At 73.2% G+C, this 25,927-nt stretch carries 17 protein-coding genes and 1 pseudogene; 9 read left to right on the plus strand and 9 right to left on the minus strand.

Annotation, left to right across the window (positions count from 1 at the left end; genetic code table 11):
* Positions 1-1,480: alpha/beta hydrolase (locus tag AXW62_RS19080; protein WP_060945591.1), on the plus strand; the 1,480-nt coding region annotated here is incomplete at its 5' end.
* A 213-nt stretch (positions 1,481-1,693) separates the two neighbouring features.
* Here AXW62_RS19080 and hemQ read toward each other — a convergent pair.
* Together hemQ and hemG are read right to left on the minus strand one after the other, a co-directional pair.
* Entirely contained in the window at positions 1,694-2,410 is a 717-nt protein-coding gene (gene hemQ, locus AXW62_RS19085; RefSeq protein ID WP_030834485.1) for a hydrogen peroxide-dependent heme synthase, read from the minus strand.
* A 4-nt stretch (positions 2,411-2,414) separates the two neighbouring features.
* Positions 2,415-3,905, minus strand: coding sequence for a protoporphyrinogen oxidase (gene hemG / locus AXW62_RS19090; RefSeq protein WP_060945592.1), 1,491 nt, complete (start codon positions 3,903-3,905; stop codon positions 2,415-2,417).
* Positions 3,906-4,548: 643 nt separating this feature from the next.
* Here hemG and AXW62_RS19095 point away from each other — a divergent pair.
* Positions 4,549-5,940 carry an FAD-dependent oxidoreductase gene (locus AXW62_RS19095; RefSeq protein ID WP_060945593.1) on the plus strand — a complete coding sequence of 464 codons (1,392 nt, stop codon included), beginning with the start codon at positions 4,549-4,551 and terminating at the stop codon, positions 5,938-5,940.
* A gap of 746 nt (positions 5,941-6,686) precedes the next feature.
* Here the strand turns inward: AXW62_RS19095 and AXW62_RS19100 are convergent.
* Together AXW62_RS19100 and hemE are read right to left on the minus strand one after the other, a co-directional pair.
* A complete protein-coding gene (locus tag AXW62_RS19100) occupies positions 6,687-8,234 on the minus strand; it encodes a hypothetical protein (RefSeq protein ID WP_244503075.1) in 1,548 nt (515 codons plus the stop codon).
* A gap of 43 nt (positions 8,235-8,277) precedes the next feature.
* Complete coding sequence (hemE, locus tag AXW62_RS19105) at positions 8,278-9,384, minus strand: uroporphyrinogen decarboxylase (RefSeq protein WP_030834475.1); 1,107 nt, start codon at positions 9,382-9,384, stop codon at positions 8,278-8,280.
* 91 nt (positions 9,385-9,475) lie between these two features.
* Between hemE and AXW62_RS19110 the strand changes: the two genes are divergently transcribed.
* From AXW62_RS19110 to AXW62_RS45885, 6 genes and pseudogenes are all read left to right on the plus strand, one after another.
* Complete coding sequence (locus AXW62_RS19110; protein ID WP_060945594.1) at positions 9,476-10,207, plus strand: DUF3000 domain-containing protein; 732 nt, start codon at positions 9,476-9,478, stop codon at positions 10,205-10,207.
* 644 nt (positions 10,208-10,851) lie between these two features.
* Complete coding sequence (locus AXW62_RS19115) at positions 10,852-11,511, plus strand: response regulator transcription factor (RefSeq protein ID WP_060945595.1); 660 nt, start codon at positions 10,852-10,854, stop codon at positions 11,509-11,511.
* Positions 11,512-11,608: 97 nt separating this feature from the next.
* The gene (locus tag AXW62_RS19120; RefSeq protein ID WP_060945596.1) at positions 11,609-12,886 is read left to right on the plus strand and encodes a ribonuclease D; all 1,278 of its coding nucleotides are present in this window, start codon (positions 11,609-11,611) and stop codon (positions 12,884-12,886) included.
* A gap of 169 nt (positions 12,887-13,055) precedes the next feature.
* Complete coding sequence (locus AXW62_RS19125; protein ID WP_060945597.1) at positions 13,056-14,273, plus strand: thiolase family protein; 1,218 nt, start codon at positions 13,056-13,058, stop codon at positions 14,271-14,273.
* Entirely contained in the window at positions 14,270-16,399 is a 2,130-nt protein-coding gene (locus tag AXW62_RS19130) for a 3-hydroxyacyl-CoA dehydrogenase NAD-binding domain-containing protein (RefSeq protein ID WP_060945598.1), read from the plus strand. The genes AXW62_RS19125 and AXW62_RS19130 overlap by 4 nt, the downstream gene beginning before the upstream one ends.
* Positions 16,400-17,077: 678 nt before the next feature.
* Positions 17,078-17,374 (plus strand): annotated as a pseudogene (locus AXW62_RS45885) (transcriptional regulator); the annotation flags it as partial.
* 133 nt (positions 17,375-17,507) lie between these two features.
* Here AXW62_RS45885 and AXW62_RS19135 read toward each other — a convergent pair.
* Positions 17,508-18,554 (minus strand): PLL family lectin, encoded by a 1,047-nt coding sequence (locus AXW62_RS19135; protein WP_060945599.1) that lies wholly within the window; start codon positions 18,552-18,554, stop codon positions 17,508-17,510.
* Positions 18,555-18,623: 69 nt separating this feature from the next.
* Between AXW62_RS19135 and AXW62_RS19140 the strand changes: the two genes are divergently transcribed.
* Positions 18,624-19,073, plus strand: a complete 450-nt coding sequence (locus tag AXW62_RS19140; protein WP_060945600.1) for a hypothetical protein — start codon at positions 18,624-18,626, stop codon at positions 19,071-19,073.
* A gap of 404 nt (positions 19,074-19,477) precedes the next feature.
* On the opposite strand, the gene AXW62_RS19145 is transcribed toward AXW62_RS19140, so the two are convergent.
* From AXW62_RS19145 to AXW62_RS19160, 4 genes are all read right to left on the minus strand, one after another.
* On the minus strand, positions 19,478-21,040 hold the full coding sequence (locus AXW62_RS19145) for an amino acid permease (protein WP_252368652.1): 1,563 nt from the start codon (positions 21,038-21,040) through the stop codon (positions 19,478-19,480).
* A 500-nt stretch (positions 21,041-21,540) separates the two neighbouring features.
* Entirely contained in the window at positions 21,541-23,505 is a 1,965-nt protein-coding gene (gene dxs / locus AXW62_RS19150; protein WP_060945601.1) for a 1-deoxy-D-xylulose-5-phosphate synthase, read from the minus strand.
* Positions 23,506-23,709: 204 nt separating this feature from the next.
* Positions 23,710-25,038, minus strand: a complete 1,329-nt coding sequence (locus AXW62_RS19155) for a sugar ABC transporter permease (protein ID WP_060945602.1) — start codon at positions 25,036-25,038, stop codon at positions 23,710-23,712.
* On the minus strand, positions 25,035-25,823 hold the full coding sequence (locus AXW62_RS19160; RefSeq protein WP_060945603.1) for an ATP-binding cassette domain-containing protein: 789 nt from the start codon (positions 25,821-25,823) through the stop codon (positions 25,035-25,037). Before AXW62_RS19160 ends, AXW62_RS19155 begins: the two co-directional genes overlap by 4 nt.
* Between the last annotated feature and the right edge of the window lie 104 nt (positions 25,824-25,927).

Genomic DNA, 25,927 nt, shown 5'->3' on the forward strand with positions numbered 1-25,927 from the left:
CCGCTGCCCCCGCGCCGAGGCGCTGGCCGCCCCCATCACCTGCGGAAAGGTCTCGGTACCGCTCGACTACACCCGCCCCCGCGGCAAGCACATCACCCTCACCGTCAGCCGCGTCCGGGCCACCGGACCCACGGCACGGCATCAGGGCGCGCTGATCTACAACCCCGGCGGGCCGGGCGCTTCCGGTATGGCGTTCCCCGAGCACGCGGCCGAGGACGCCTTCCGGCGCGTGGCCGCCGCCTACGACTTCGTCGGCTACGCCCCGCGGGGCGTGGGCCGCTCCGCCCCGCTGTCCTGTCAGCGGCCGTCCGCCTACGCGAAGGCCCCGACCAGCTCCCCGCCGCACCCCACCGCCGCCTTCAAACGGCGGCTGGTGGCGCGGGCACGCGCCTACGTCCGGGGCTGTCAGCGCCGCTCCGGGAGCGCGCTCGCGCACTACACCACGCTGAACAACGCCCGCGATCTGGAGGTGCTGCGCGCGGCGCTGGGCCAGCGGCGGCTCACCTTCGTCGGCGCCTCGTACGGCACGTACTACGGGGCCGTCTACGCCACGCTCTTCCCGGGGCGGGTGCGCCGGATGGTCTTCGACAGCGTGGTCGACCCCAGCCCCTGGAAGATCTGGTACCGCGACAACCTCGACCAGTCCGTCGCCTTCGAGCGGCGCTGGCGGGACTGGCACCGCTGGGTCGCCCGGCACCACGCCGTCTACCACCTGGGCGCCACCGCGGACCGGGTGCTCGCCTCCTACGAGAAGGCGCGGCGGCGGCTGGGGCGGAAACCGGCGGGCGGGGTCGTCGGCACCGCCCAGCTCAAGAACGCGTTCCTGCGGACCGGCTACAACGACGCCTACTGGGACCCGGCCGCCCGGGCGCTGGCCGCCTATCTGCACGGTGACTCCGAGCCGCTGGTCGCGCTCGCCGCGCCCGATCCGGCGCAGGCCGCCGCCGAGGAGAACGGCAACGCCGTCTACACCGCCGTGGAGTGCAACGACGCGCCCTGGCCGCGCGCCTGGGCCACCTGGGACCGCGACAACACCGCGCTCGCCCGCCGCGCGCCCTTCGAGACCTGGGACAACGTGGCGATGAACCTGCCGTGCGCCTTCTGGCCGCTGAAGCAGGACCGCCCCCTCGACGTGGGGGACATGGAGGCCGTGGGGCCCCGGAAGGGACGCGCGGTGGCGCCGCCGGTGCTGCTGCTGTCAGCGGAGCGGGACGCGGCCACGCCGTACGCGGGGGCGAAGGAGCTGTGGCGCCGGCTGCCCGGCTCCTCGCTGGTGACCGAGCGGAAGGCGGGCACCCACGGGCTGTGGGGCGGCCCCAACGACTGCGTCAACCGCCATGTGGACACCTATCTGCTGACCGGGCGGACCCCGGGCCGGTCCGCCTTCTGCGCCCCGCGCCCGGAGCCCGAACCGCTGCCGGAACCGGCCCCGCTGCCCGAGTCCGGCAAACAGCCGGCCGCGCTCCCGGGTACGCCGTAAGAGGGTGAGGCGGGTTTCCGCACGAGTGCGGGGGACGCCCGCGATCCCCCGCCGGGACGGCCGCCGGGCCCCGGGCGCCGCCGTAAGGGCGCACCGGCACCGGTAAGGCACACCCCTCGGCTGGAGTGACCGGCGTTCCCCTCAGCCCTGCGTGCCCCTCGACCCGCCGTGGAGCGTCGCAACCCGTGCGTGCCCCTCGACCCGTGGAGGGTGTCAGGCCAGGCCGGCGACGAGCTCGGAGACCGCCTTGCGCCGACCGGTGAAGAACGGCACCTCCTCGCGCACGTGCCGACGCGCCTCGGAGCCGCGCAGATGGCGCATCAGGTCGACGATCCGGTGCAGCTCGTCCGCCTCGAAGGCCAGGATCCACTCGTAGTCGCCGAGCGAGAAGGAGGCGACGGTGTTGGCGCGTACGTCGGGGTAGCCGCGCGCCATCTTGCCGTGGTCCGCGAGCATCCGGCGGCGGTCCTCGTCGGGCAGCAGGTACCAGTCGTAGGAGCGGACGAACGGGTACACGCTGACGTACTCGCGCGGGTTCTCGTCCGCGAGGAACGCCGGGATGTGGGACTTGTTGAACTCGGCCGGGCGGTGCAGCGCCATGTTGGACCACACCGGCTCCAGGGCCCGCCCCAGCCGGGTGCGGCGGAAGAGGTTGTACGCCTCCTGGAGGGCGTCGGAGGTCTCCGAGTGCCACCAGATCATGACGTCCGCATCGGCGCGCAGCCCGGACACGTCGTAGGTGCCGCGCACGGTGACGTCCTTGGCGGCGAGCTGGGAGAAGAGCTCCTCGACCTCGTCGGCGTAGCCGGTGCGGTCCTCCGGCAGGAGATCGCGCAGTCGGAAAACCGACCACAGGGTGTAGCGAATGACCTCGTTGAGGTCCTTGGCCTTCTTACCGGCGTTGGGGGTCTTCTCAGGAGCAGCAGTCATGTCCCTATTCTCGCTCTCCGGTTCCGGAGCCCGGCTCCAGGGTGGCCGTCTGGGTGCCCAGCAGCTCGTCGGCCGCCTTACGGGCGCTGCCGACACACGCCGGGATGCCCACACCGTCGTAGAGCGCTCCGCACACCCGCAGCCCCGGCACCTTGGCGACCTCGGCGCGGATGCGGGCCACCCGGTCGAGATGGCCCACGGGGTACTGGGGCAGTCCGCCGTCCCAGCGGTCCACCCGGGACGCGACGGGCCGGGCCGTCAGGCCGACGGCCTCGCCGAGGTCGGCGAGCGACACCCTTACCAGGTCGGCGTCGTCCCGCTTCAGATCCGCCTCGTCCTCAAACCGCCCGATCGAGGTACGCAGCATGAAGAGATCCGGGGCGGCATCGCCCAGCCAGCCCCACTTGCGGCTGGAGAACGTCGACGCCTTGATCGTCCGGCCGTCCACCGGCGGCACCAGGAAGCCGCTGCCCTCGGCGAGCGAGGCCACGTCCGTGCGGCGGAAGGCCATGGTGACCAGCGCCATCGAGACGTAGTCGACGGCGGCCAGCTCGGCGGAGGCGGCCGGGGAGCAAGCGGCCAGCAGCCGGGCGGCGGCGGGCGCGGGGACCGCCAGCACCACGGCGTCGGCCGTCACCACCGGCGGGCCGTCCGTCCCGCTCGCGCCACCCGTCCCGTGCGCGCGGTCCACGGCGACGGTCCAGCCGTCGGCGGTGCGCCGCAGTTCCGTCACCGGCGCCCCGGTACGGATCTCGCCGCCCGCGGCCCGTACGGCGTCGGCGACCGCGAGCGGCAGCCGGCCGATCCCGCCGTCGATGCCCATGAACACCGGGCCGTCCTGCCGTCGCGCCGCGCGCTCGGTCAGCTCCCGGACGCCCTCGGTCAGCGGACGGCCCGAGCGGGCCATGTCGAAGAGGGTGGGGACGGCCGCCCGCATCGAGGTGCGGTACACATCGCCCGCGTACACCCCGCCCAGCAGCGGTTCGACCAGCCGGTCCACGACCTCGCGGCCGAGCCGGGCCGCGATGAACCCGCCGAGGGCCACGTCCTCGCCGACCGGTGTGGGCGGCAGCTCCCGGTCGCGGGCGATCCGGGCCAGCCCCTTCTCGGAGATCACCCCGGACGCGGCCAGCGGTGCCAGATCACCGGGAACGCCCATCACATGTCCCTTGGGCATCGGCCGCAGCCCGCCGCGCGTCCAGATGGCGGCGGTCGCGGTCGCGGGCGGCTGCAGCAGGTCGCCGAGGCCCACATCGCGTGCCAGCTCCACCGCCTCCGGGCGGCGGGCGAGCATCGACTCGGCGCCGAGGTCGACCGGTACGCCCTCGATCTCCCCCGCGCGCAGCTTGCCGCCGAGCCGCTCCGACGCCTCCAGGACCGTCACCCGCACCCCACCGCCGAGCAGCCGGTGAGCCGCCGCGAGGCCCGCGATTCCGCCGCCGATGACCACGACATGGCCGGTGCGTTCCGCCCCCGGGGTGTTCACCGCTCTCATGCCCCCACTCTCTCACTCGCCCCCGGGCCCCCCTCTGACGGGCCCGGTTCACACGCTGCGGAAGGCCCCCGGAGGGAGCTGCGCCGAGGCCGTGGCCAGGGCCGCCGCGATCCTGGGCGCGGTGGCGCGCGGAGCCGGGAGCGGCTCCCGGCGGAGGGTCCCGGCGGTGCCGCGGCCGGCGTGGGGTGCCACGTTGAGCGCGGCCACCTCGCGCCAGTGGGCGTCCCCCGGTCGCGTCGGCTCTGAGCCCGGACAGCGCCGCGGCCACCTCGCGCCCGCGGGCGTCCCGTACCGGCACGGCGAGCGACCCCAGCCCCCTCCCGCCGGCTCCTGCTCGGTCAGGGCGTGCCCGCCTGCCGCCGCGCGCTCCTCGGACCGCGGCGGCCGTGGGCGTGGCGCATGGCACGTGGGACGTGGGACAGGGACTGACGGCGCTCTCCCCGCGCCCGGTCGGGGTGCGCGAGCGGACCGGCGCTCAGCGGCACCCCTCTTCGACCCCTTCGGCAGCCGGACGCACGCGGTGTGCGTCAACGGCGCGCCGAATGCTCCTGAGCGCCGTGCGCGACGTGCTGATCCGGGAGTGCGCCGCACCCGCATAGGTTGGTTCCACTACAGCCGGACATCCAGTGGTGGAGGGGCATTCATGGCGGCGGCACGGCGCATGGTGGTCATCGGGGGCGACGCGGCGGGCATGTCCGCCGCGTCACAGGCGCGCAGGCTCAGGAGCCGGAGCGAGCTGGAGATCCTCGCCTTCGAACGGGGCCAGTTCACCTCGTACTCCGCCTGCGGCATCCCGTACTGGGCCGGCGGTGTGGTGAACGGCCCCGAGGATCTGATCGCCCGTACGCCCGAGACCCACCGGGGACGCGGGATCGACGTACGGACGGGTACCGAGGTCGTCGAGATCGACCTCGCCGGGCAGCGGGTCCTGGCGCGGGATCTCGATGCGCGCGGTGCGGGCGAGCGCTGGCACGGCTTCGACGACCTGGTCATCGCCACCGGCGCCCGGCCGCGCCGCCCCGACATGCCGGGTATCGACGCGCCCGGCGTCCACGGGGTGCAGACCCTGGACCACGGGCAGGCGCTGCTGGAGACCCTGGAATCCACCCGGGTCGAGCGGGCGGTCGTGATCGGCGCCGGATACATCGGGGTGGAGATGGCCGAGGCGCTCATGCGGCGCGGCTGCCAGGTCACCGTCCTGGAACGCGGTGATCAGCCCATGTCCACGCTCGACCCCGACATGGGGCGGCTGGTGCGCGACGCGATGTCGGGGCTCGGCATCGACACCGTGACCGGCGCCGAGGTCACCGAGGTGATCACGGGCGAGGACGGCCGGGTGCGGGCGGTGGCCACCAAGGTCAGCGAATACCCGGCCGATCTGGTGATCCTGGGCCTCGGAGTGGCCCCCGAGACCGCGCTCGCCCAGGAGGCGGGGCTGCCGGTGGGCGATTACGGCGGGCTGCTGACCGATCTGGCCATGCGGGTGCGCGGTCACGACAACATCTGGGCGGGCGGCGACTGTGTCGAGGTCCTCGATCTGGTGTCCGGCCGCACCCGGCACATTCCGCTGGGCACCCACGCCAATAAGCACGGCCAGGTCATCGGCTCCAACGTGGGCGGCGACTACGCGACCTTCCCCGGTGTCGTCGGCACGGCGGTCAGCAAGGTCTGCGATCTGGAGATCGCCCGCACCGGGCTGCTGGAGGCCGAAGCGGCCGCCGGGGGGCTGAAGTTCGAGGCGGTCACGGTCGAGTCCACCAGCCGGGCCGGGTACTACCCGGACGCCCGGCCGATGACGGTGAAAATGCTCGCCGAGCGGCGCACGGGACGGCTGCTCGGCACACAGATCGTCGGCCGGGAGGGCGCGGGCAAACGGGTCGACATCGCGGCGGTCGCGCTGACCGCCGGGATGACGGTGGAGCAGATGACGGCACTGGACCTGGGCTACGCCCCGCCGTTCTCCCCGGTGTGGGACCCGGTGCTGGTGGCGGCACGCAAGGCGGCGGCGACGGTACGGGCGGCCGAACGCCACTGAGCCCACCACGCGAACGCCCCCGAGCCGCGCCCGGGTCCGCGCCGGGTCCGGGCGCGGACCCGGGCGCGGACCGTCGGCAAGAGCAGCGCGAACGGCACGGCGGACGGCCCGGCGAGGCGGGCCGCCCCGGGCCAGTCGGCGGGGGCACGTGCGGCTTGGGCAGCTCGGCGGGGCGCACCGACACGGGCCGGGCGGCGGGGCGGATAGCTCGGACACCACGAACCGCACGACGAGGCGCACCCACACCGGCCAGGCGGCGGAGGCGGACAGCTCGAACGCCGCGAACGGCACAGCGAGGGCCGCCGGGCCGCCGCAAACGGCTCGGCGCGGGCCATCGGCGCGGGCGGCTTGGGCAGCTCGGCGAGGCGGACCGACACGGGCCAGGCGGCAGGGGGCGGGCCGCTCGGACGCCGAACGGCACGGCGCGGGCCATCGGCCCGGGCGGCTTGGGCAGCTCGGCGGGGCGCACGAACACGGGCCAGGCGACGGACGGGGGCACGGGCCGCTCGGCACCGCAAACAGCACGACGAGGCGCACCGACACGAGCCAGTCGGCGCGGGCGGACAGCTCGGCGCCGCGAACGGCACAGCGAGGCCGACCCACGCGGGCAAGGCGGCAGGGGCGCGGGCCGCTCGGACGCCGCAAACAGCACGGTGCCGCAAACAGCACGACGAGGCGCGGCACGGTGCCGCGAACGGCACGGTGCCGCGCGGCACGGGCACCCACGGCTCGTGCGAGGGCGCCGATCAGTTCACGCTCTCGATGACCCGGAGCGCGAGCCGGATCCGCTCGGCCAGGTGGCGGGGGCAGCTCCACGCCTCGGGGTCGAAGGGCCGCTCGGGCGTGGCGTACTCCTGGGGCGCGTAGAGGTGGTTGAGATGGGCGCCGTAAGGGTCCTCGTGGAAGCCGAAGTGACGGCCCCTCATCAGCTCGGTCAGCACCTCCCAGGGGTGCGCGTCCCCGTGCGGGCAGGGCCGCGCCGCCGCGGCGGTCTCCACCGCGCCGAGGATCGCCCGCAGGTCCCGGTGGACGGCCTCGGGCGGGGGCTCCTCGTCCGAGGTCACCGACCAGCAGGCGACCAGCAGCAGCACCAGCCGCTCGCGCGGATCGGCCGGGCCCGCCGCGAACCGCCGCGCGGCCCACAGCCCGGCGTCCTCCGCGGCCTGCCCGTCCCGGCAGCGGAAGCGCACGGCGTGGGTGAGCCGTGCGATGTCGAGCCGCCCGTCGGGGCGCAGCAGCACCTCGTCCAGGTGGGCGGTGTCCCGGACGCCGAAGAGCCGCTCCCGCCCGGCCCGCAGGTGGTCCAGCGCCTCGCGGGCGATCGCGGCGAGGAAGGCCGGGCACAGCCACGCCTCCAGCGGCGCGGTCTCCACCTCCTCCCGGTGCCAGTGGCGGTAGACGCCCCGGCCGCCGGGGCTGAGCAGATGGATGCCCACGGTGGCCTGCTCCGCGGTGTCCCGGCCGACCTCGGGGTGGTCCCCCGTGTGGTCCCCCGCTCCGTGGGCGCAGGGCGCGTCGCCGAGGCCGGGCAGCACCGCCTCCAGGGCGTCCACCATGGTGTCCAGGACCCGCCTGTCGCGGATCCGGCCGCCGGCGGCGTAGAAGCAGGCGGCGTGCAGGACGACCACGAGCCCGGCGCGGTGCCGGCCCAGGGGGTCGGCGAGCAGGTCCCTGGCGTAGCCGGACAGCTCCTGGCCGGGGTCGACGCCCGCGCCCGGGTAGTCCCAGACGATCGAGCGCAGGTCCGCGGCGCGGCGCGCGTCGCGGGCCGGGAGCCGGGGCGGGACGCCGCCCACGCTGCCGGGGGCGATGATGTCCACGGCGACCCGCGCGTACCCGGCGACGTCGCGCGGGCACAGCCACTGCGCCTTGGTCGCGTCGTCCTCCCAGTCGGGGTCCTCGTCCTCGGTCAACCCGTTGGTGAGCAGCGGCAGATCGTCCACGAAGTGGTCGATCCGGTCGTCCAGATCGCTCTCGTACGGATGCGTCCGGTGCGCGCAGGGCGCCTCGCGCAGCCGCCGGTCGGTGGTGTGGAGGGCCTCCAGGGCCGCCGCCGTGACGTCCTTGCGGGAGAAGCGGCCGATGTGGGCGGCCATCATGACCAGCCCGAGCGTCCAGGCGTACGCCCCCTGGCCCGCGGGGTCGGCCGCCAGCCGCCCGGCACAGTCCAGGACGGCCCGGTCCGCGTCACCGCCGTAGGTCTCGTGGAGGATGCCGTCCCAGTCGTCGACGAAGTGGACACAGTCCGGCAGCTCCGACGAGTCTGACAGCGCGGTGGCGGGCATGTCGGTCATGCCCCTCACGACGACACGGGAGCCACCCGGGTTCCCGCTTGGTTCAGACCTTCACAGAAGGTGCGCGCGTCGCGCTCCTCGCGTGCACGTACTCGACGAGACGGGTCAGCGCGTCCGGATCGGTGCTGGGCAGGACGCCGTGACCGAGGTTGAAGATGTGTCCCTCCAGCCCCCGGGCCGCCTCCAGCACCTCGTCCGCCTTGGCCTCGACGGCCGTCCGGGGGGCGAAGAGCACGGCGGGGTCGAGATTGCCCTGGAGCGCCTTGCCGGGGCCGACCCGCCGGGCGGCCTCGTCCAGCGGCACCCGCCAGTCGACGCCGACGACGTCCGCGCCCGCCTCGCCGAGCAGCCCGAGCAGTTCACCGGTGCCCACCCCGAAGTGGATGCGCGGCACCCCGTATCCGGCGACGGACGCGAAGACCTTCGCGGAGGCGGGCAGCACGCTGCGGCGGTAGTCGGCGGGGGCCAGGGCGCCCACCCAGGAGTCGAAGAGCTGGACGGCCGAGGCGCCCGCCTCGATCTGCACCTTCAGGAAGGCGGAGGTGATGTCCGCGAGCCGGTCGAGCAGGGCGGCCCACAGCTCGGGGTCGCCGTACATGAGCGCCTTGGTGTGCTCGTGGTTGCGCGAGGGTCCGCCCTCGACCAGATAGCTGGCGAGGGTGAAGGGGGCGCCCGCGAAGCCGATGAGCGGGGTCGCACCGAGCTCGCCGACGAGCGCCCCGACGGCCTCGGTGACGTACTTCACATCGTCCGGGTCGAGCGGGCGCAGCCGCTCCAGATCGGCGCGGCTGCGGATCGGCCGCTCGACGACGGGCCCGACCCCGGGCTTGATGTCGAGGTCGATGCCGATGGCCTTGAGGGGGACGACGATGTCGCTGAAGTAGATGGCCGCGTCCACCCGGTGCCGGCGCACCGGCTGCAGCGTGATCTCGGTGACCAGGTCGGGCCGCATGCAGGACTCGAGCATCGCGGTGCCCTCACGGAGCTTGCGGTACTCCGGGAGCGAGCGCCCCGCCTGCCGCATGAACCACACCGGCGTATGGGGCACCGGCTCCCGGCGACAGGCCCGCAGAAAAGCCGAATCGGCTGTGGCACGGGCCGCGGCGCGGCCGGTCTGCTGCTGGCCCGAGGGCCGCTCGTTGGCGCTCATGTCCCAAATCTTCGCACGGGCCGAACGAGTGACCCGCCAACCCGGGTGTTCCTCCCCGGTTGGGGCCCTCACTGCGCCTAGTCTTCCGGGCATGGCAGCGGTCCAAGGACACCTCTCGAACGGCGCTGACGGCCCTGGCGGCACGGACGCGGGCGGTGCGGACAGCCCTCCCGCCTTCCGGCGCGCCGTCGCCGCGCTGCGCGGTGTGCGGGTGCGGCCCGAGGTGGAGCTCGACCCGACCCCACCTCCGCGTCGGCTGGCACCCTACTCGTACGCGCTGGAGGCGGTGGTCACCGGCGCGTCCGGCGACGACGAGGAACTGGCCGAGGGCCGGCTGATCCTGCTGCACGACCCGGCCGGGCACGACGCCTGGTGCGGCACCTTCCGCCTGGTCACGCTGGTCCACGCCGATCTGGAGCCGGAGATCGCGGCGGATCCGCTGCTGCCCGAGGTGTGCTGGTCCTGGCTCACCGGCGCCCTGGAGGGGCGCGGCCTGTCCTACGGGGAGCCCAGTGGCACGGTCACCCGGGCGAGCTCGCACTACTTCGGCGCGATGGGCGAGCGGGAGCCCTCGACCCGGATCGAGATCCGGGCCTCCTGGACCCCGTCCGACCATCCGGCCCCCGAACCGGCCCACCCCGGCCCGCGCCGCCCGGAGCCGACGGGAGAGGAGGCCGCCGAATCGCCGGGCGCGCCGGACACCGCGGCGCATCTGGCCGCCTGGTGCGACCTGTTGTGCCAGATCGCCGGGCTGCCCCCGGCAGGGGCCACCGAGGCGGGGGTCGTCTCCCTGCCCCAGCGCCGGGGTCCGCAGGCTCGCTGAGATCCCGGCCGCCCGGGTCGCCCGGCCGCGGGCGCCTCCTTACGGCGCCCAGGCGAGCCGCGGGGCGCCTCGTTACGGCGCCCCGGTGAGCGGTGGGACGCCTCGTTACGGCGACCCGGTGAGCCGCGAGCGCTTCTTTACGGCGACCCGGCGACCCGGCGACCCGGTGAGCCGCGGGGTGCCCCGGTGAGCCGCGGGGTCTCCGGTGAGCCGCGGGGTCTCCGGACGCTCGGCCCCACCGGCCCTCCGCGATAACTCGCGCACGCCACGGGCGCCGTGGGGCCTTCGGGCGCGCGGGGCATCCGCCCGGGGCGCCTCCCCGCGGTGGCCGGGGCGGGCCGAGGGGGCGCGCCGCTGCCGTAAGGGAGGGCGCGCGGAGGGCCTTGAGGGCCGCGTTCGATAGGCGGCTGCCGCCGTACGGGGCCCGAGCACGGGAGGGGCGCCTCCCCGCGGCGGCCGGGAAACCGAAGCGCCCCGGCGGCGAACCGAGCCCTAAAAAGATCAGGAAAAAGATCGGGCCCGATCGATCAGTCGTCCTAATTGCCCGAATTGTTACTCACCAAATCGTGATCATTCCCTAAAGCCGGACCGTATCGGTGCCGAAGGACGTGGTGACCCGTCCCACCAATTCCCCAGGAGGCCTGGTGTCTGTTCTCCTCGAGCAACCGTCCAGCCTGGTCGCCTATCGCCCGAACAAGCCGACGGCCATGGTCGTCGTCGCCGACCCCCGCGTTCGTTCCACCGTCACCCGCCACCTCTGGGCCCTCGGGGTGCGCGACGTCATCGAGGCGTCGTCCATCGCGGAGGCCCGTCCCCGCATCAGCAACCCGCGCGACATCTGCGTCGCCGACGTCCACCTCCCCGACGGCTCCGGCCTCACCCTGCTGTCCGAAACCCGTGCCGCGGGCTGGCCCAACGGGCTGGCCCTGTCCGCCGCCGATGACATCGGCGCCGTGCGGAACGCGCTGGCCGGCGGGGTGAAGGGCTACGTCGTCACCGGCACCCGCACCAACCTCGGCATCCCGGGCCGCCCCGGCGCCGCCCCGCTCGGCGCCGCCGCCCGGATGCACCGCCGCCCGCCGGGCGCCCCCGGCCACCCGGGCGGCTACCGGGAGCTGTCGGGCCGCGAGGTCGAGGTGCTGAGGCTGGTTGCGGAGGGCCAGTCCAACAAGGCCATCGGCGTCTCGATGGGCCTGTCCGCGCTCACCGTCAAGAGTCACCTCGCCCGGATCGCCCGCAAGCTCGGCACCGGCGACCGGGCCGGAATGGTCGCGGTCGCGCTGCGCACCGGGATCATTCACTGAGCCGTACCGCCTGGGAGGGGCGGTCCCCGCGCCCGTCGACGGAACGTTCCGTCGACGGGCGCCCTGCGTTGTCGCCGCACACAGCTACCCTTGACAGGTGACCGACGCCCAAGAGACCGCAGCAGAGACGACACTGCGAACCACCGGGGGCGCTCCTCCGGACGACCTCCCCCCGGCGCCGGTCCCCTTGCTGGAGCCGCGTGAGGGCATCCCGCCCGTCACCGCCGACGCGGACGCCCTCGCCGGGGTCATCGCGGCCTTCGCCGCCGGCCACGGCCCGGTGGCCGTCGACGCCGAGCGCGCCTCCGGCTACCGCTACGGGCAGCGGGCCTATCTGGTCCAGCTGCGCCGGGCCGGAGCGGGGACCGCACTGATCGATCCCGTCGGCTGCCCCGACCTGTCGGGTCTGGGCGCCGCGATCGCCGACGCCGAATGGGTGCTGCACGCCGCGACCCAGGACCTGCCCTGTCTGCGGGACATAGGCATGGTCCCGGCCCGGATCTTCGACACCGAACTCGCGGGCCGGCTGGCCGGATTCGCCCGGGTGGGGCTCGGCGCCATGGTCGAGAACATCCTCGGATACGCCCTGGAGAAGGGCCACTCCGCCGTCGACTGGTCCACCCGGCCGCTGCCCGAACCCTGGCTGCACTACGCCGCGCTGGACGTCGAACTGCTGGTCGACCTGCGCGACGCGCTGGAGGAGGAGCTGGAGCGGCAGGGCAAGCTCGATTGGGCGCACCAGGAGTTCGCGGCCATCGCCGCGGCCCCGCCCGCCCCGCCGCGCAAGGACCCCTGGCGGCGGACGTCGGGGATGCACAAGGTCCGGCGGCGCCGGCAGATGGCCGTGGTGCGCGAGCTGTGGACGGCCCGGGACCGGATCGCGCAGCGCCGCGACGTCTCACCGGGCAAGGTGCTGGGCGACGCGGCGATCATCGAGGCCGCGCTGGCCCTGCCCGGGGACGTCCGGGCGCTGGCCGCGCTGAGCGGTTTCGGCCATCGGATGAACCGGCGCCAGCTGGAGCAGTGGCAGGCCGCGGTGGACCGGGCGCGGGCCCTGCCGGAGTCCGAGCTTCCGCAGCCGGGCCAGCCGGTGGCCGGTCCGCCCCCGCCGCGGGCGTGGGCCGACAAGGACCCGGCCGCTGCGGCGCGGCTGGCCGCGGCGCGTGCGGCCGTCACCCAACTGGCCGAACAGCTGAATCTCCCGCAGGAGAACCTGATCGCCCCGGACACCGTCCGGCGGCTGTGCTGGGAGCCCCCGGCGGAGCCGACCACGGAGGTGGTCGCCTCCGTTCTCGCAGGTCACGGCGCCCGTCCCTGGCAGATCGACCAGGTGACCCCGGTGCTCACGGCCGCCTTGCTGACGCCTCCGGCGTGATGTGACGCGCGTGGACCGGCGGCGGAGGCCGCCGGCCCGCGGCTGTGACCTTCGACCCTCCGGGCGCGAGGACTGGGCAGCCTGGTTACTCATAAGTAGCATGATGGTGTGACGGCGCGCCCCGGGCGTGCCCGCAGCAGTGCCATCCCGCACCTGGAGGAGAGCCAACGTGCCTCGTACCGCTAGGGACGTCGTCTTCGTCGACGGCGTCCGGACCCCATTCGGCAAGGCGGGCCCGAAGGGCATCTACCACGAGACCCGCGCCGACGACCTGGTCGTCAAGTGCATCCGGGAGCTGCTGCGCCGCAACCCGGATCTGCCGCCGGAGCGCATCGACGAGGTGGCCATCGCCGCGACGACGCAGATCGGCGACCAGGGCCTGACCATCGGCCGCACCGCGGGCATCCTGGCCGGACTGCCCCAGTCGGTCCCCGGCTACGCCATCGACCGGATGTGTGCCGGTGCGATGACGGCCGTGACCACCACCGCCGGATCCATCGCCTTCGGCGCGTACGACGCCGTGGTCGCGGGCGGTGTGGAACACATGGGCCGCCACCCCATGGGCGAGGCCGTCGACCCCAACCCCCGCTTCGTCTCCGAGAAGCTGGTCGACGAGTCGGCCCTGTTCATGGGCATGACGGCGGAGAACCTCCACGACCGGCTGCCGCACCTCACCAAGGAGCGCGCCGACGAGTTCGCGGTGCGCAGCCAGGAGAAGGCCGCCAAGGCGTACGCCAACGGCAAGATCCAGCAGGACCTGGTGCCGATCTCGGTGCGCCGCACCACCCCCGAGGGCGGGGAGCTGGGCTGGGGCCTGGCGACCGCCGACGAGCCGATGCGCCCGGGGACCACGCTGGAGGGCCTGGCCTCGCTGAAGACCCCGTTCCGCCCGCACGGCCGGGTCACCGCCGGCAACTCCGCGGGGCTCAACGACGGCGCCACCGCCTCGCTGATCGCCGCCGAGGACTTCGCCCGGGAGCTGGAGCTGCCGGTGCGGATGCGCCTGGTCTCCTACGCCTTCGCGGGCGTCGAGCCGGAGGTGATGGGGTACGGCCCGGTCCCGGCCACCAAGAAGGCCCTCGCCAAGGCCGGTCTGTCGATCGAGGACATCGGCCTGTTCGAGATCAACGAGGCGTTCGCCGTCCAGGTCCTGGCGTTCCTGGACCACTACGGCATCGCGGACGACGATCCGCGCGTCAACCAGTACGGCGGCGCGATCGCCTTCGGTCATCCGCTGGCCTCCTCCGGTGTCCGTCTGATGACCCAGCTGGCCCGGCAGTTCGAGGAGCAGCCGCAGGTCCGCTACGGCATCACGACCATGTGCATCGGCTTCGGCATGGGTGGCACCGTGATCTGGGAGAACCCGCACTTCGAGGGGAACAAGTGACCAACACCGCAGAGCTTCTCAAGGGGGCCGCAGAGCTGTTCCCGGGCGAGGTCGTGACGCAGGCGCACGTCCGCCACCTCGATCTCCCCCAGGGGGCGGGCCGGTTCGCGCTCATCACGCTGGACAACGGCCTGGACCACACCAAGCCCACCACCTTCGGCCCGGCCTCGCTCGCCAACCTCAACACCGCGATCGACCAGGTCGAGAAGGAGGCGGCGGACGGCGAGATCACCGGCGTCGGCATCACCGGCAAGCCGTTCATCTTCGCCGTGGGCGCCGACCTCAAGGGCGTGGAACTGCTGAAGCGCCACGAGGACGCGCTGGCCATCGGCAAGGGCGGGCACGACGTCTTCAAGCGCCTGGCCACCCTCGCCGTGCCCACCTTCGCGTACTACAACGGCGCGGCGATGGGCGGCGGCGTCGAGGTCGGGCTGCACTGCTCCTACCGCACCGTCTCCGCGGCGCTGCCCGCCTTCTCGCTGCCCGAGGTGTTCCTGGGCCTGGTGCCCGGCTGGGGCGGCTGCACCCTGCTGCCGAACCTGATCGGTGCCGACCGCGCGGTCTCGGTCATCATCGAGAACTCCCTCAACCAGAACAAGCAGCTCAAGGGCGAGCAGGTCTACGAGCTCGGGATCGCGGACGCGATCTTCGAGGGCGCGGACTTCCTGGAGCAGTCGCTGATCTGGACCGCCTCCGTCCTCAAGGGCGAGATCGAGGTCGTACGGCCCGAGATCGACCGCGGGGATGCCTGGCACGAGGCCATCGTGCGCGGCCGGGCCATCGCCGACGGCAAGGTGCACGGGGCGGCCCCGGCCGCGTACCGCGCGCTGGAGATCATCGACGCCGCCCGCAACGGCGACCTCGCCCGCGGCTACGAGGCCGAGGAGAAGGCGCTCGCCGACCTGATCATGGGTGGTGAGCTGCGCAGCGGCATCTACGCCTTCAACCTGGTGCAGAAGCGCGGGAAGCGCCCGGCCGGCGCCCCGGACAAGTCGCTGGCGCGCCCGGTGTCCAAGGTGGGCGTGGTCGGCGCGGGTCTGATGGCCTCGCAGCTGGCACTGCTGTTCGCGCGGCGGCTGGAGGTGCCGGTCGTGCTGACCGACATCGACCAGGAGCGCGTCGACAAGGGCGTGGGCTACGTCCACGGCGAGATCGACAAGCTGCTGCTCAAGGGCCGCATCAACCAGGACAAGGCCAACCGCCTGAAGGCCGCGGTCACCGGGTCGCTGGACAAGGCCGCCGCCTTCGGTGACGCCGACTTCGTCATCGAGGCCGTCTTCGAGGAGATGGGCGTCAAGCAGCAGGTGTTCGCCGAGGTCGAGGCGGTCGTGCCGGAGCACGCCATCCTCGCCACCAACACCTCCTCGCTGTCGGTGTCCGAGATGGCGTCCCAGCTCAAGCACCCCGAGCGGGTCGTGGGCTTCCACTTCTTCAACCCGGTCGCGGTCCTCCCGCTGCTGGAGATCGTCCGCGGCGAGAAGACCGACGACGCGGCGCTCGCCACCGCCTTCGGCGTGGCCAAGAAGCTGAAGAAGACCGCCGTCCTGGTCAAGGACGCCCCGGCGTTCGTGGTCAACCGGATCCTGACCCGCTTCATGGGCGAGATCCAGAACGTCATCGACGAGGGCACCCCGGTCGAGGTCGCCGAGCGCGCGGTGGAGCCGCTGGGCCTGCCGATGTCCCCGCTGGTGCTGCTGGAACTGGTCGGCCCGGCGATCGGTCTGCACGTCTCGGAGACCCTGCACGGCGCGTTCCCGGACCGCTTCACGGTCTCGGAGAACCTCAAGCGCGTCGTCGAGGCGGGCAAGCGCGGCTTCTACGTCCACGACTCCGGGGAACCGAAGCTGGACCCGGAGGTCGCCGCGCTGCTCCAGCAGGGCGACACCGTCCTGACCGAGGAGCAGGTGCGCGCCCGGGTGCTGGACGCCGTGGCGCAGGAGATCGGCCTGATGCTCGAGGAGGGCGTCGTCGCCGAGGCCCAGGACATCGACCTGTGCCTGATCACCGGTGCGGGCTGGCCCTTCCACCTGGGCGGCATCACGCCGTACCTGGACCGCGAGGGCGTCTCGGAGCGGGTGAACGGCAAGACCTTCCTGGCCCCGGGCGTGGCGAGCGTTCCGGCGTAACCGGGCGGTGGTCCGGATGGGGCGCCGGGCGGGACCGAGCGATCGGCCCCGCCCGGCGCCCCTGCGTTCCGCGCTCGCACCGTACGCACCCGACGCACCGCTCGGGCGGCCCTCCCTCCAGCGGACCGCCCCCGTACGAGGGCGTTGATGCCGGGTGCCGGGCCGGGCGCTCGCCGCCGGGAGCTGGGCCGGTGGGAGCGAGCGCCGGTGGCGGCTTCCATGTCCGGGGGCCGAGGCCACTGCCGGACAGCAGGGGGTAGGGCACCCCTCTGGAAACTGATTGACAAATTAGTTGCGTCAGATCAAGCGTTATTTAGGGGGGGTACCCGGAAGAGGGCGGCCTGCCCGCAGTCCGGCGGAGCCCCGGCCACCGAGCACGGAAGCCGCCCCCGGCGCCCACCCCAACGAGCCCGGCACCCGGCGGCGCCGCGCCCCCACCCCCGCCGCCGCTGCTCAATTGCGCCGAAGGCGCGAGACGGCGCCGCAGACGAACGAGCCGAGCAGCTCCTTCCGGCATGGCGCACTGCTAGCTGGCGAAACGCGCCGCCTCGGACGGCATCCACGAACGCCTGCCAGGCGGAGAGCTCGAAGAGCAGGGCGCCGCGCGAACGGACCACGCAGTATGCCCCGTCAGACCGACATGCCGGGGGCGCACAGACGAACGGGCAGAAGCTCAAGAGCCTCGGTCGTGATCGCGTTCACCGAGCGCTCGATGTCGCCACCGAGTGGGCACCGCCGCGTGATCTGCCTGCGGAGCGCCAGAGCGGGTTCTACATCGAGGTGGCTCGGGCCCAACTGTGGTCGGGCCTACCGCGCGATACGTTCGAGTCGCTGAAGGTCGCCCGTCACATCGCACCTCAGCACACACGCGATCACCCGTGGGTGCGCGAGGACGCCGCCACCCTCCGGCGACTGCGGCGCGCCGATGCGGAGAGCCTCAGCAACTTCGCGGAGTGGTGCCACGCGGGCGAATGACCCTGGCTGACCCTCGCTGGGTCACTTGTGGCCCCACCGCAACCCGGAGGGTTCCGCGTTGGTACCGCCCGCCGCCCGTACGGAGTTCCCAGCCGGGGCCTCTGCCGCTCGTGCGACGCGCCGCCGCGCCCGCTCAGCCGCTTCCCACGCGGGTCCAGGCCCGGAGTGCCAAACCGGCCTCGTCGGTCTTCTGCCGGGCCACCAGGAGCCGCCCGTCCAGCCCGAGCGCGGCCACCACCACCTGGCCCCGTCCGTCGAGCGCCAGTGCCGGGGTGTGGGCCCCCTGCTCGCCCGAGGGGGTCCACCACACCCCCGCCGCCTCGTCCTCCGACGGATGCGCGGCGACCGCCACCCGGCCGCTCGCGGTGTCCCGGTGGGCCAGGACGGCGCAGTCGTGGCCGTCCACCACGGCGCGCACCACGGCGACCGGGCCCGAGCCCGTCGCCCCGCCCAGCGGCGCGGCGGCCGGGGCGTCGGGCCGCCAGGCCAGGACCTCACCGCTGCCGGCGTCGCGCCAGTAGTGGGTGAGGGTGCCGGGGCTGCTCTCCACCGCGGACGCCGACCCCGGCCGGACGTCGGCGGGGACGTCCTCGCCCCGCTGCGGGGCGGCGCCGGGCTCGGGCTGGTACCAGCGCAGCGCGGCGCCCTTCCCGGCCGGTGCGAACAGTTCGAGACGGCCGTCGGCGGTCGCCGCCGCCGACAGGCCGTCCTGCACATGTGTGCCCTTCCAGTCGGTCCAGCGGTCCCACGTGCCCTTGGGGTCCTGCCGCCGCGCGCTCACCCCGCCCCCGGCGTTGCGGACGAAGACGCGCAGGGCGCCGGTGGAGTCCACGGCCGCGGCCGGCGCGCCGATCCGCTGGGCCTTGGCGCGGTCCTTGGGGTGCGGACTGCCCAGGGAATGCCATGCGGTCAGGGGACGGCCGGTCTGGAACTGGGTGGCGTGGACGATGTCGATCCGCGGCCCGTCCTTGCCCTCCGTGCGCCGCTTCCCCACCAAGTGGGCGTAACCGTCGGCCCCCTGAGCGACGGTCAGCTGTGACAGCCCGGGAGCCTCGATCAGCCACGGGCCGGTCCAGGACGAGCCACCCGGACGGTCCTCGGTCCAGCGGGCGACACCGCCCGTCGCCGATGCGTAGGCCGTGAGCCTGCCGTCCTTGCCGCGGAGCAACCGCAACGCCATGGCTCGCTGCCAACCTTCCCCGAGCCGGTCCACCCGATTGAACGATCCCCATAGTAATTTGCCTGCACTATGGATGGTCTTGTGGTCGTCGACGCCGCCAATGTGATCGGCTCGGTCCCCGACGGCTGGTGGCGCGACCGCCGCGGCGCCGCCGAGCGGCTCCGTGACCGGCTGACCGTCCTCACCGGGACCGGTCTCCCGGACCGTCCGGGCGTGCCCGGCTGGGCCACCCGCCCTCCACTGGACCTCGTGATGGTCGTCGAGGGCGCGGCACGCGGTGTCGAACCGGTGGCGGGCGTAGCGGTGGAGGACGCGCCGGGCAGCGGCGACGACCACATCGTGGCGGTGGCGGCGGCCGCCCGCGAAGAGGGGCGTCCCTGCCTGGTGGTGACGGCGGACCGGGGGTTGCGGGCGCGGGTCGAGGCACTGGGCGCGCAGACGACGGGCCCCCGGACGGTCCGCCCCAACGGGCCCTCTGCGGACGACTCCTGGACAGACGACTCCTCGGCAAGCGGCTGATCCCCGGATGACACCTGGGGAGACGGCTCCTCGGCAGACGGCTGATCCCCGGACGACTCCTGAGCAGACGGCTCCTCGGCAGACGGCTGATCTGCGGGCGGTCGGTCCCCAACGGCCCCTCCGCGGACGGCTGATCCCCGGATGACACCTGGGCAGACGGCCCCTCGGCAGACGGCTGATCCCCGGACGACTCCTGAGCAGACGGCTCCTCGGCAGACGGCTGATCTGCGGGCGGTCGGTCCCCAACGGCCCCTCCGCGGACGGCTGATCCCCGGATGACACCTGGGCAGACGGCCCCTCCGCGGACGGCCCCTTCCCGGACGCCCCCGGGGAACAGCCGCTCCCCCAACGGACTCCGCCGCGGATCGCCGGTCCCAGGGCCCGGCCGACCTCTCGCGCGGGCCCTACTCCGTACGCGTTCCCGCCCCGGTCACCCTGCTGTGGCGGCGCCCGTACAGGAAGTAGACGAACAGGCCGATGGCCAGCCACACCCCGAACCGCAGCCAGGTCTCGGCGGGCAGGTTGAGCATCAGCCACACCGAGGCGGCCACCGACACGATCGGCAGCACCGGCACCCAGGGCGCGCGGAAGGCGCGGGGCAGATCGGGACGGGTGCGGCGGAGGATCAGCACGCCGAGCGCGACCACGACGAAGGCGAAGAGCGTGCCGATGTTCACCAGGGCGGCCAGCTGGGAGATGCTGGTGAACCCCGCGACGACCGCGATGACCGTGCCGAGCAGGATCGTCGAGCGGTACGGCGTGCCGAAGCGCGGATGCACCCGGGAGAAGACCCTGGGCAGCAGCCCGTCCCGGCTCATCGCGAAGAACACCCGGCTCTGGCCGAGCAGCAGGATCATGCACACCGTGGTGAGCCCGATCGCCGCGCCGAAGCTGATGAGACCCGCGTAGAAGGGGTGCCCGGTGGCCTTGAAGGCGTCGGCGAGCGGGGCGTCCACCGACAGCCGGGTGTACTTCTCCATCCCGGTGACCACGATGGACACGGCGACGTAGAGCGCGGTGCAGATGAAGAGCGAGCCGAGGATGCCCCGGGGCACGTCCCGCTGGGGGTTCCTGGTCTCCTCGGCCGCGGTCGCCACGACGTCGAAACCGATGAAGGCGAAGAAGACCACGGCGGCGGCGGTGAAGATGCCCTCGACGCCGAAGGTCGTCGGCCGGTAGCCGGACATCAGCTGGATCAGCGGCGCGCTCAGTCCCGAACCCGAGAGGGTGCCCTTGGCCTCGGGGATGAAGGGGTGGTAGTTCCCCGGATCGACGAAGAAGGCCCCCGCGATGATGACGAGCAGCACCACGGCCACCTTCACCGCGACCACCACCGAGGTGACGCGTGCCGAGAGCTTCATCCCGAGGACCAGGATCACGGTGAGCAGCATCACCAGCGCGGCGGCGAGCACGTCGAAGGAGAAGCCGTGTGCCACGTCGGGGCCGGACAGGGCGCGGGGCAACGCCCAGTCGGCGTTGGCCAGCAGCGCGCGGATGTAGCCGGCCCAGCCGACCGCGACCACGGCGGTGCCGAGCGCGAACTCCAGCACCAGGTCCCAGCCGATGATCCAGGCGGGCAGCTCGCCCAGTGAGGCGTACGAGAAGGTGTAGGCGGACCCGGCCACCGGCAGGGTCGAGGCGAACTCGGCGTAACAGAGGGCGGCCAGCGCGCAGACGACGCCCGCGACGACGAAGGCGAGGGCGGTCGCGGGGCCCGCCTGCTCCTTGGCCACGGCCCCGGTGAGGACGAAGATGCCGGTGCCGATGATCACGCCGACCCCGAAGACCGTGAGGTCCAGGGCGGACAGGGAGCGGGTCAGGGCGTGCTCGGGCTCCTCGGTGTCCCTGATGGACTGTTCGATCGACTTCGTCCGCAGGTAGTCCCGCCGGACCGTACGGCCCGAGCCGCCGCCAGAGCCGCCGCCAGAGCCGCCGCCGGAGCGGCCGTCGGGTCTCTGCTCGCTCACCGGTGCCACCTCCACGCCTGCCCGTGCCCCGTGGGCGCCCATGGTTCTGCCAACCGGGCGGGAGCGGGGTGCGCACACCCGGGGCCCGCGCCGATTCACCCGATGGGGGCGGGCCCGCGGGACGCACGCTGGGCCGGTCGGAGCAGGAGGAGCTCCGGCCGGCCCAGTGGGGAAGGCGGTGAGACGGCGGCGGCCGGATCTCCGGCCGCCCGGTGCGGGTCCTGTGGCTGTCAGGTGCTCCGGTCGTTCGGGCCAGGTCTTCCGGCCGCCGGACCTCACGGTCGTTCGGGTCAGGCCAGCCCGCCGCCAGACCTCACGGTTTCGGGCCAGGCCCGCCCGCCGCGCGACGCGGCGAGACACGACGTGACCACGCGACGCGGCGAGACACGACCTGGCCGCGCGACGCGGCGTGACCGCGCGACACGACCTGGTCACACGACACGACCTGGCCGCGCGCCGCCCGGTCACCCAGTCACCCGGTCACCCAGTCGCTCAGTCGCTCAGTCGCGCACCGGCTCGGCCGTCGTCGACCGGGTCACATCGGTACCCCGGGAGCCCCCGTCCGCGGACTCGTTCCCGTAGCGCCCGCCGATCCTGGAAACCAGCCCGGTGACCTGCCGGGCGATATCCGGCGCGGTCAGCCCGATCTCCGCCATGACCTCCTTACGGGAGGCGTGGTCGAGGAAGCGCGGCGGGATGCCGAAGTCGCGCACCGGCATGTCGACGCCCGAGTCGCGCAGCGCCTGGGCGATGGCGGAGCCCACACCGCCGACCCGGCTGTTGTCCTCGACGGTGACGACGACGCGGTGGCGCTCGGCGAGGGCGGGCAGTTCCTCGTCGACCGGCTTGACCCAGCGCGGGTCGACCACCGTAGTGGAAATGCCCTGTTTGTCGAGAAGGTCGGCGATCTCCAGACACATCGGGGCCAGCGCGCCCACAGAGACCAGCAGCACATCGGGCCGGTCGCGGTCGGCCGCCGCGGGCTCCCGCAGCACGTCCATGCCGCCGATCCTGCCGACGGCCGCGACCGCCGGGCCCACCGCACCCTTGGAGTAGCGCACCACGGTCGGCGCGTCCTCCACCTCCACGGCCTCGCGCAGCTGGGCGCGGACCTGGTCGGCGTCGCGCGGGGCGGCGATCCGCAGGCCCGGGACGACCTGCAGGATCGACATGTCCCACATGCCGTTGTGCGAGGCCCCGTCGGTACCGGTGATTCCGGCCCGGTCCAGGACGAAGGTCACCCCGCACTTGTGCAGGGCCACATCCATCAGGACCTGGTCGAAAGCGCGGTTGAGGAAGGTGGCGTAGACGGCGAAGACCGGGTGCAGACCGCCGGTGGCGAGCCCGGCCGCCGAGACGGCCCCGTGCTGCTCGGCGATGCCCACGTCGTAGACCCGGTCCGGGAAGCGCTTGGCGAACTCGGTGAGCCCCACCGGGTGCAGCATGGCCGCCGTGATCGCGACGATGTCCTCGCGCTCCTCGCCGAGCTTGACCATCTCGTCGCCGAAGACCGAGGTCCAGTCGGCGCCGCCGGCCGAGATCGGCAGTCCGGTGTCCGGGTGGATCTTGCCGACGGCGTGGAAGCGGTCCGCCTCGTCCTGCAGGGCGGGCTGGTAGCCGCGGCCCTTCTCGGTGAGGCAGTGCACGATGACCGGGCCGCCGAAACGCTTCGCGCGGTGCAGCGCCGACTCCAGCGCCTCGATGTCGTGGCCGTCGATCGGTCCGACGTACTTCAGCCCGAGGTCCTCGAACATGCCCTGGGGGGTGATGAAGTCCTTCAGCCCCTTCTTGGCGCCGTGCAGGGTCTCGTACAGCGGCCTGCCGACCACCGGGGTGCGCTCCAGCAGGTCCTTGCCGCGGGCCAGGAAGCGCTCGTAGCCGTCGGTGGTGCGGAGGGTGGCGAGGTGGTTGGCGAGGCCGCCGATGGTCGGGCCGTAGGAGCGCTCGTTGTCGTTGACGACGATGACCAGCGGACGGTTCTTGGCGGCGGCGATGTTGTTGAGCGCCTCCCAGGCCATACCGCCGGTCAGCGCGCCGTCACCGATCACCGCGACCACATGGTCCTGCTTGCCCAGCAGCTCATTGGCCTTGGCGATGCCCTCGGCCCAGCCGAGGACGGTCGAGGCGTGGCTGTTCTCGATGATGTCGTGCTCGGACTCGGCCCGCGAGGGATAACCGGACAGACCGCCCTTGCTCTTGAGCTTGGAGAAGTCCTGGCGGCCGGTGAGCAGCTTGTGCACATAGCTCTGGTGCCCGGTGTCCAGCAGCACCTTGTCCCGGGGGGAGTCGAAGACCCGGTGCAGGGCGATGGTCAGTTCCACCACGCCGAGATTGGGGCCGAGATGGCCACCGGTCTTGGAGACGGCGTCGACGAGGAAGGAGCGGATCTCCGCGGCCAGCTGGTTCAGCTCCTCCGGAGCGAGCCGGTCCAGATCGCGCGGTCCCGTGATGCGGGTCAGCAGCACCCGTGCCTCCTTGCTTCGAGCGTCTCCATGGAACCTTGCCGTCCGCCCGAGTCTAATGTTCCGCTCCCCCGCCCAGACCTCCGCCCATGCGATCCCGGTCACCCCTTTTGGCGGCGCGGTGCGCCACCACGGCATTTCCGGCCGTAAAGGCGACTGCCCGGTGCCTCCATGGCGGCACCGGGCAGTCGGGACACGGCGTACGGGCTAGCCGCGGCCCGCGGAACGCTGTGTTCTGCGCGACACCGAGTCGATGACGACGGCGGCCAGCAGCACACCACCGGTGATCATGTACTGGACGGAGTTCGCGACGCCGAGCAGGTTCATCCCGGACGAGATCGAACCGATGACCAGCATGCCGAGCAGCGCCGACCAGACCGAGCCCCGGCCGCCGAAGAGGCTGGTGCCGCCGATGACCGCGGCTGCGATGGCCTCCATCAGCAGGTTTCCGGTGCCGGCCTGCTGGCTGGCGGAGCCGACCCGGGAGGCGATCATGAGTCCGCCGAACGCGGCCATCAGCCCGGCCAGCGAGTACACCGAGATCCGGATGGCGACCACGTTGATGCCCGCCCGGCGGGCGGCCTCGACGCTGCCGCCCAGGGCGATCACCTTGCGCCCGTAGGAGGTGCGGCGGACCACGAAGTCCAGGATCACCAGGACCGCCACGAAGATCACCAGGCCGAGGGGCAGCCCCTTGTACTCGTTGAGCCGCCACGCCGCGGCGAAGACGATCACGGCGAGCACGGCCGTCCGCACCAGGATCTCGCTCAGCGGCCGCGCGGGGACGCCGACCGCCTTACGGCGCCTGGCGTCCAGGAACTGGGCGAGGAAGAAGCCCGCCGTCGCCACCGTGGCCGCCCCGTACGCGGCGATGAGCTGGCTGAAGTAGTGGGCGGTGAGCGTGCGCACGAAGCTGTCGTCGTCGATGCTGATGGTGCCGGTGGTGCCGAGCACTTGGAGCATCAGACCGTTCCAGGCCAGCAGACCGGCCAGGGTCACCACGAAGGCCGGAACGCCGATCTTGGCGAAGAAGAAGCCGTGCACCGCTCCGAGGACCGCGCCGCTGGCGAGCGCGGCGACCACCGCGATCCCCTCGGGCACCCCGTGGTTGACGTTGAGCACCGCGAGGGTGGCCGCGGCCAGACCGCTGAGCGAGCCGACGGACAGGTCGATCTCGCCGAGCAGCAGCACGAAGACGATCCCGACCGAGATCATGCCGGTGCCACCGAGCAGGATGGAGAGGTCGGAGAGGTTCTTGGGCGAGAGGAAGGCGCTGTCCTTCCACTGGAAGACCGCCCAGATGATGGCGATGCCGACGATGACCGGGACCGCGCCCAGGTCGCCGCTGCGCATCTTGCGGCCGAACTCCGTCAGATAGCCCTTGAACCCCTCCTGGCGGACCAGCAGCCGGGGATCGACGACGGTGACCGCGTCCTTGGCCACGGGATTGGCGTCGGCCGGGGCGCTCGCCTTGTTGCCGCCCTCGCCGCCGCCGTTCGACGGACCGCCGTTGGCCTTGTCGACGTTCGTGGTCACTTGGCGACCTCCCCGGTACGCGCCTTGCGGCGGGTCACGGCGTTGTCCGTGGCGCCGGTGATGGCGGAAATGATCTCTTCCTGAGAGGTGGTCTTCACATCGAAGGTGCCGTTGTTCCGGCCGAGCCGCAGCACCGCCACCCGGTCCGCGACGGCCTTGACGTCGGCCATGTTGTGGCTGATGAGGACGACGGCCAGGCCGCGGTCGCGCAGCCGCTCGACCAGGTCGAGGACCTGCGCGGTCTGCTCGACGCCGAGGGCGGCGGTCGGCTCGTCCAGGATCACCAGCTTGGGCTCGCCGAGCATCGAACGGGCGATGGCGACGGTCTGCCGCTGGCCGCCCGAGAGCGAGGCGATCGGGATCCGCACGCTGGGGATGCGGATCGACAGGGTCTGCAGCAACTCACGGGAGCGCCGTTCCATTTCGACCTCGTCGAGCACCCCGGCGCGCAGGATCTCGCGGCCGAGGAAGAGGTTGCCGACGACGTCGATGTTGTCGCAGAGGGCGAGGTCCTGGTACACGGTCGCGATGCCCAGCTCCTGGGCGTCGTGTGGCCGGTTGACCTGGACGGGTTTGCCCTGCCACTCGAGGACGCCCTCGTCGGCGGGGCCGACTCCGGCGATGGTCTTGACGAGGGTCGACTTGCCGGCGCCGTTGTCGCCCACCAGGGCGACGACTTCACCGGCGTGGACCTCCAGATGGATGTCGGTGAGCGCCTGAACGGCGCCGAACCGCTTGGAGATCCCGCGCAACGCCAACACGGGTCCGTTCGGCACGATGGCCATCTCCGTTCCGGGCAGGGAGATCCCTGCTGTGTGACGGAGGGGAGAGCGCGCTCTCCCCTCGGATGGGGGGTGTCGGGGGACGGCGGGCCGTCCGCGGGGTACGG

Origin of the sequence: Streptomyces hygroscopicus subsp. hygroscopicus, from assembly GCF_001553455.1 — a bacterium.
Classification (GTDB): domain Bacteria; phylum Actinomycetota; class Actinomycetes; order Streptomycetales; family Streptomycetaceae; genus Streptomyces; species Streptomyces hygroscopicus.

Coding starts and splice junctions, on each gene's coding strand:
- hemQ (WP_030834485.1), bottom strand. CDS start 2,410: ATGACTGCTGCTCCTGAGAAGACCCCCAACGCCGGTAAGAAGGCCAAG.
- hemG (WP_060945592.1), bottom strand. CDS start 3,905: ATGAGAGCGGTGAACACCCCGGGGGCGGAACGCACCGGCCATGTCGTG.
- AXW62_RS19095 (WP_060945593.1), top strand. CDS start 4,549: ATGGCGGCGGCACGGCGCATGGTGGTCATCGGGGGCGACGCGGCGGGC.
- AXW62_RS19100 (WP_244503075.1), bottom strand. CDS start 8,234: ATGACCGACATGCCCGCCACCGCGCTGTCAGACTCGTCGGAGCTGCCG.
- hemE (WP_030834475.1), bottom strand. CDS start 9,384: ATGAGCGCCAACGAGCGGCCCTCGGGCCAGCAGCAGACCGGCCGCGCC.
- AXW62_RS19110 (WP_060945594.1), top strand. CDS start 9,476: ATGGCAGCGGTCCAAGGACACCTCTCGAACGGCGCTGACGGCCCTGGC.
- AXW62_RS19135 (WP_060945599.1), bottom strand. CDS start 18,554: ATGGCGTTGCGGTTGCTCCGCGGCAAGGACGGCAGGCTCACGGCCTAC.
- AXW62_RS19140 (WP_060945600.1), top strand. CDS start 18,624: ATGGATGGTCTTGTGGTCGTCGACGCCGCCAATGTGATCGGCTCGGTC.
- AXW62_RS19160 (WP_060945603.1), bottom strand. CDS start 25,823: ATGGCCATCGTGCCGAACGGACCCGTGTTGGCGTTGCGCGGGATCTCC.